Annotated in this window: 3 protein-coding genes; all 3 read left to right on the forward strand. The window is 48.8% G+C overall.

Annotated elements, in window-relative coordinates; genetic code table 11:
• Nucleotides 1-1,279, forward strand: a 1,279-nt coding sequence (locus tag BZG72_RS15815; RefSeq protein ID WP_131828043.1) for a type VI secretion system Vgr family protein, incomplete at its 5' end; no start/stop codon positions are given.
• 2 nt (nucleotides 1,280-1,281) lie between these two features.
• Nucleotides 1,282-2,172, forward strand: coding sequence for a DUF4123 domain-containing protein (locus BZG72_RS15820; protein WP_077667261.1), 891 nt, complete (start codon nucleotides 1,282-1,284; stop codon nucleotides 2,170-2,172).
• Nucleotides 2,169-5,453, forward strand: coding sequence for a T6SS effector BTH_I2691 family protein (locus BZG72_RS15825; protein WP_077667262.1), 3,285 nt, complete (start codon nucleotides 2,169-2,171; stop codon nucleotides 5,451-5,453). The genes BZG72_RS15820 and BZG72_RS15825 overlap by 4 nt, the downstream gene beginning before the upstream one ends.
• The last annotated feature ends 22 nt before the right edge of the window (nucleotides 5,454-5,475 follow it).

Genomic DNA, 5,475 nt, shown 5'->3' on the forward strand with positions numbered 1-5,475 from the left:
CGAGTACTTACGCCGTGAGGCCGAGCATGCCAACGGGCAAAGCAATGAACCGGCATTAAGAGCCGGCTATCGCTTTACCATCAGCGACCATCTGGATGAGGACGTCAACCAAGCGTGGCAAGTGGTGCGGGTGCATCACCAAGGTAGCCAACCGCAAGCACTGGAAGAAGAGGGCGGTCAAGGGGCCACCACCTACAACAACCAGTTTATGCTTATCCCTGCCACTACCCCGTGGCGTGCAACCCCCACACCCAAACCCCAAGTGGATGGCCCTATGATAGGCACCGTGGTGGGACCGGATGGTGAAGAAATCTTCTGTGATGAACACGGTCGAGTGAAAGTCCACTTCCCGTGGGACCGTTATTCCAACGGCGATGACAAAAGCAGCTGCTGGATACGGGTGGCCCAAGGCTGGGCGGGTAGCCAATACGGCATGATGGCGATTCCCCGCATTGGCCATGAAGTGATTGTGTCCTTCCTACACGGTGACCCGGACCAACCGATTATCACCGGCCGCACCTATCATGCGACCAATGTGCCGCCCTATACTTTACCGGCACACAAAACCAAGACGGTTTGGCGGAGCGAAAGTCACCAAGGCGAGGGCTACAACGAGCTGACGTTCGAAGACCAATCGGGCAGTGAGCAAGTGTATTTACACGCGCAAAAAGACTGGCACACCGAGGTAGAAAACGACCGCGTGACCGAGATAGGTCATGACAACCATCATCAGGTACACAATGACCACTTTCATCGTGTGATGGGCAATGCGCATCATACCGTGGAGGGAGAGAGTCGTACCCGTATTGGTGGCAACCACTCCAACCTCGTCAAAGCCAGTGAGCACTATAAAGTCGGTAAGGTTCATGCTGTAGATGCAGGGAGTGACATTCACCTAAAAACGGGCGCCAAACTGGTGATCGAAGCCGGTGCAGAAGTTACCTTAAGTGCCGGCGGTAGCTTTGTGAAAGTGGATGCGGCAGGCGTGCATGCTTCTGGTGCCGCAGTGAACCTAAACTCAGGCGGCAGTGCAGGCAGTGGCCCAGGCTTTAATGGCCAAATGGCCAAGCGTCCAAAAACCATCGACGCCTTAGCCGATCCCGAAGCCGCGCCACTCCCCGATATCCAAGCGGTTGATGTAATGACCACATCAGAAACACAGCAAGGGGCACCGACGCCATCGTGGGCGCCTAGGGCGGCAGACACTCAACCATTAGCTCCTAAACGCCAAGCTGAGGCATTAAAAGGACAGTCTCCACTAAGTGAGGAGTGTGAATAGCCATGACAGTATTGGCTCACGACAATGTATTCGCTAGCGTCCCTGACATGCAGTCGCAAGAGGGCCATCGTTTGTATTTGATGGTAGATGGCGGACAAATTGAAGAGATAGCGCAGCAGCTCTATAGCTTGGAAGGGGAGTTAGACATTATGCCTGTCTATACTCAACCGCCTTATGACCAGCTGCTTACGGTTTCTCCTTTTATTGTGCGATTGACCGATGCGGTATGGACATGGTTTACCATGCTCAATCAACCCACTGCCGGATATGTATTCGCGTCTTCACACCCCGGGCTTGATGTAGCACATCAGTTACGGGACTTTATTCAAGTGCTGTCACCCTATGGCAGCAAAGTGTTCTTAAAGTTGGCGCACAGCGAATGCATTGATGCATTGCTTATCAATGATTTTGGTGGTTTTTGGTCCTTAATGTCAGCACTTTGGCTGCCGACGCGTGAAGGTTGGCAAGTTTATCATGCACCTGAGTCGGCTAAGCCAGTCTCGTTGCCTTATCAACTCTCTGATCCGCAATGGAACGCGCTAGGTACAGTGGTTTGGCGCAATCAAATACAAAGCCTTAAACAACATATGCAAACTTACTTTCCTAAGCGTCTTGCCTCTCAATCAGAACCTGACCAATGGCTACAGACATGGGCAGAAACTGCGTATCAACAAGGGTTTCATACCGGGCGAGACCTGATGCAATTCTTTAATGTGTTAGGTTTTGTGGGGGAGCAAGCACTCGAAGTATCTGTGTATCCCGATATAAGCAATCTTGTTCTCAATCCATCGGCAATGACGCCTTCTCAACGCATTGAGCAAGCAGCCTTATTAGCAAAGCGTGAATCAGAGCAAGCCGAGTCTTACTTAGCGAATCAGCAGGAGCAGGTATGAGTGACCCAATCTCAGCGGCCAAATGTGCCAATAATCAAGATAGCCGCGATCCAACCGGGCCGTGTCCATTAAAAGGTGGCAGCGTTGGTTTTGTTCCTGTGCGTTATGCGTTCGATAATGGCTATGAGCAAGACGATCAAACTCCTAGATTTACTTTACCCAAAAAGTGGCAAGGCGAAGCGTGGATCGAGGCAGAGCATAGCCAGCGTACATTGCGTCAACTGAGGGACGGTTGGTTATATGTCTACGATCAAGATGCGGACCGCTTGGATGAATACCAAGTATCTGGCACCAAACTCATTAAAAAGCTGGATGATGACAGCGATGGCGAAACATCAAGCCGTTTAAACTATCCCGTTAAACACACGGTCTATCTTGCGTTTTCACATCTACGCTGGACGGCGCGCCTAAAAACGCTGATGCAAGAAAAGGGTCAGCTGCGTAGTGCGTGGATGCGAGAGCTCGATCTTGATTATTATCGCGAGAACATGGCGCATCCACACACCGGGAGTTTAAAGCAACTCGGGCAAAGTGTGATTGATATTGGCGAGGAGTCCGCGCCGGCTGGGCTATTCACAAGTACGTGTACTCCGCTTGATGAAATCGATGATTTAGAAACCGATGATCAAGACGATCAACAACACCAGCACGTTGCACACAAACCAGGTAGCACAGTCACTGACTACAAGGTGGATTTGGAAAAACCCAATGAAGGCTTTTTTGTTGCACTGGATGATAGGTTGGCTGATGTGACCGATCTTTTCTTCCCACTGTCTACCGATGTTCAACAACTTGTAGGCTTGCAAGGGGATGAAGACACGACACACAAACTGCAAATGGCAGAGATCACTCGCGCGCTTGGCCGAGTGAAGCTACCTGAAGAGAAACTGCCTTCACATATCCGAAACAACCCCATCCAGGTGTTAGAATTTGAGCGAGATCTCAGCGAGTATGTGGCGCTGCAACAGCGTTCAAATCAGGTGGAAGGCACGACCAACAACAGTGTTTACTATAATACAGATGACCCCATTACCGCCGAAGATAAACTCGCCAAAGAAACCTTAGATTTTTTGAGCGAATCAGCAAAGAACGCCAAATTGCAACTTGAGGATAAATATGACACTCAGGTTGATGAAAACTTGGTAGAAGAGGCGAGCAGGCAGTCAATTTTTACCGATGAAGTGGATTGGGAAGCGCTAGATCAGTTTCTTTCTGACCACTATAGCCAGTTACAAGGTCTTGATGAGCGTATTGCCACTCGCTACAAAGACTTTATGCATGGCATCGAACAATTAAGCACCGATCCAGCCATTGTGGGTGTAGACAATCAAGACACGGATCATTTGGTGTATCTGCTGAGCTTAATAAGTCAATACTTGGTCGGCGTTAAACACGCGATAAACAATCAAGAAGCACATGCCGAGCTGAATAAAGTTCTGGACTTTGACCAGCCTGCTAATCTCTTGGCGCTGGCGTCAGTAGGTTTCTCCAAAGACAATTGGCAAGCACTCAATGATGAAGTGCAGAAGATTGATCATCACTTTCTCGCCTTAGATAGCTCGGCAGACATGTCGGCACTGTTTGGCGCGATTGAGAGCTGGAACGGATTTACGGGCGATGTTCGTATCCAAGAGAAGGAGTGGTTTCAATCCTTCGCCGAGCCTGTGAAAAAAAGCTTTGCTGCGCTGCAGCATGCGGTATCAGGGGCGGCGGAACAGACGTGGCGAGCGATAACCAACCTGTTGTTTCCTAGCCAAATGAATACCACGAATAGCCCTTTAGGCATGATCAGTAATTTACGGTTAGTGATATTGGAGGCAATCGTTAATTCAGAAGCGATTGTTGCGCACAACCCAGACTATCCGGCGCAAGTTTCGGCATGGCAGCGAAAGGTAGATGCCGAAGTGGCGATGATTACACGCATCAGCCAACCTCCGGTGGGACAACCTACTCCCAAAAATCACCAGATTAAGACCATGCATGCAGCTCAGCAAAGGCTGCAGAAGCTATTGAGTAGTGAGTTACCTCAAATGGTAATGCTAAAGCATCAAGCGGCGAATGATGCAGCAAAAAAAATGCTCAATCAAACAATAGAGCGCATCTGGCAAAAAGGCGCGCAAACTGCTCAAACATCGTGGAACAAACTCGGCAAAACGGGAGGTATACTTGCGATCCTCAATATTTGGAATAGCGCATCAGCTTTACATAATATTCGTTACAAAGCCGAACAGTATCCAGAGACTAGCTTATGGGCAAACCCAGCACTAAGAGAGGCCACCTACTCGACCGCCTATGCGGTCTCAGAGGTTGCGGGGCTTTGGCGGGGTGCGGCATGGGAAAAAATCGTCAAAGATGGAACACTACTTGAACTAAGCCTTCGCGAAGCAATAGACGAACGAGCAAAGTCTCAAGGGGCCATGCTAAAAACTTTTGCTAACGCCACATCGATGGTTTCTTTGTTTGGGTTTATCGCGACAGGACTGGAAACAGTGGATAGCTACGCAAAAATGAACGATTCGAGCTATGCACGAATGGAAAGACTGGGCTATGGTGTGAAATTTTTGGCAACCGTTACTCAATTCGCTGTATTTGGCGTTCAAGGTCTATTCACTCTGTTAAGTCGCACGGGCATGATACATATCAGTATAGGAAGCATTATTGCCACTTGGATGATGACCGCGCTAATGGTAGCGGGTATTGTATCTGTTCTAGTCGTTGCAATTATTAATCTTTTTAAGCGCTCAGAGCTCGAAAAATGGTTACTTCACTCAACTTGGGGAAAGCAGACGAAACAATGGGAGTTTTTTGAAGAGCTGAAGAGTTTAGAGAATATTATTAATAAACCTCAAATTCGGCTGAACTCGGTTCCTAATCGCCTACCTTCGCAATGGATGGACGCTGGGACTGAACAATGGCAATTAGAGTTGATACTGCCTGCATTTGCTAAGGAAACAACGATTGGTATACAAGTCACTCGCAAGCCCAAAGAAAAAAACTATCACTACCGTGTCGCTGAGCCGAAACCTGCAGTGGTAGTCAATGAGCAAGGTGGTACATGGAGCACAGATGAGGCATCAGGAGGTCCTATCTTCCGACTAAATATGGGCGGTACCACCGACGATACAGTGGCGGTACTCATCAGTATACCTTTTACTTGGCAAGCATCAGAGAATGAGACGCTGGGCTATGTGGCTATCGGCAACCATCAAGGTAACCTAACCGTAAACCCAGCACCGAAAGACAAAGAACTTGCCAAGCGCAACATTGAAGTGAGAGTTTAAAAATGAGTAATAGAGAAAATAT

The organism is Salinivibrio sp. PR6, from assembly GCF_001995955.1.
GTDB classification, from domain to species: Bacteria; Pseudomonadota; Gammaproteobacteria; order Enterobacterales; family Vibrionaceae; genus Salinivibrio; species Salinivibrio siamensis.

What these genes read in the sequence shown, in the direction of transcription:
- BZG72_RS15820 (WP_077667261.1), top strand. Translation starts at nt 1,282, where the DNA reads ATGACAGTATTGGCTCACGACAATGTATTCGCTAGCGTCCCTGACATG.
- BZG72_RS15825 (WP_077667262.1), top strand. Translation starts at nt 2,169, where the DNA reads ATGAGTGACCCAATCTCAGCGGCCAAATGTGCCAATAATCAAGATAGC.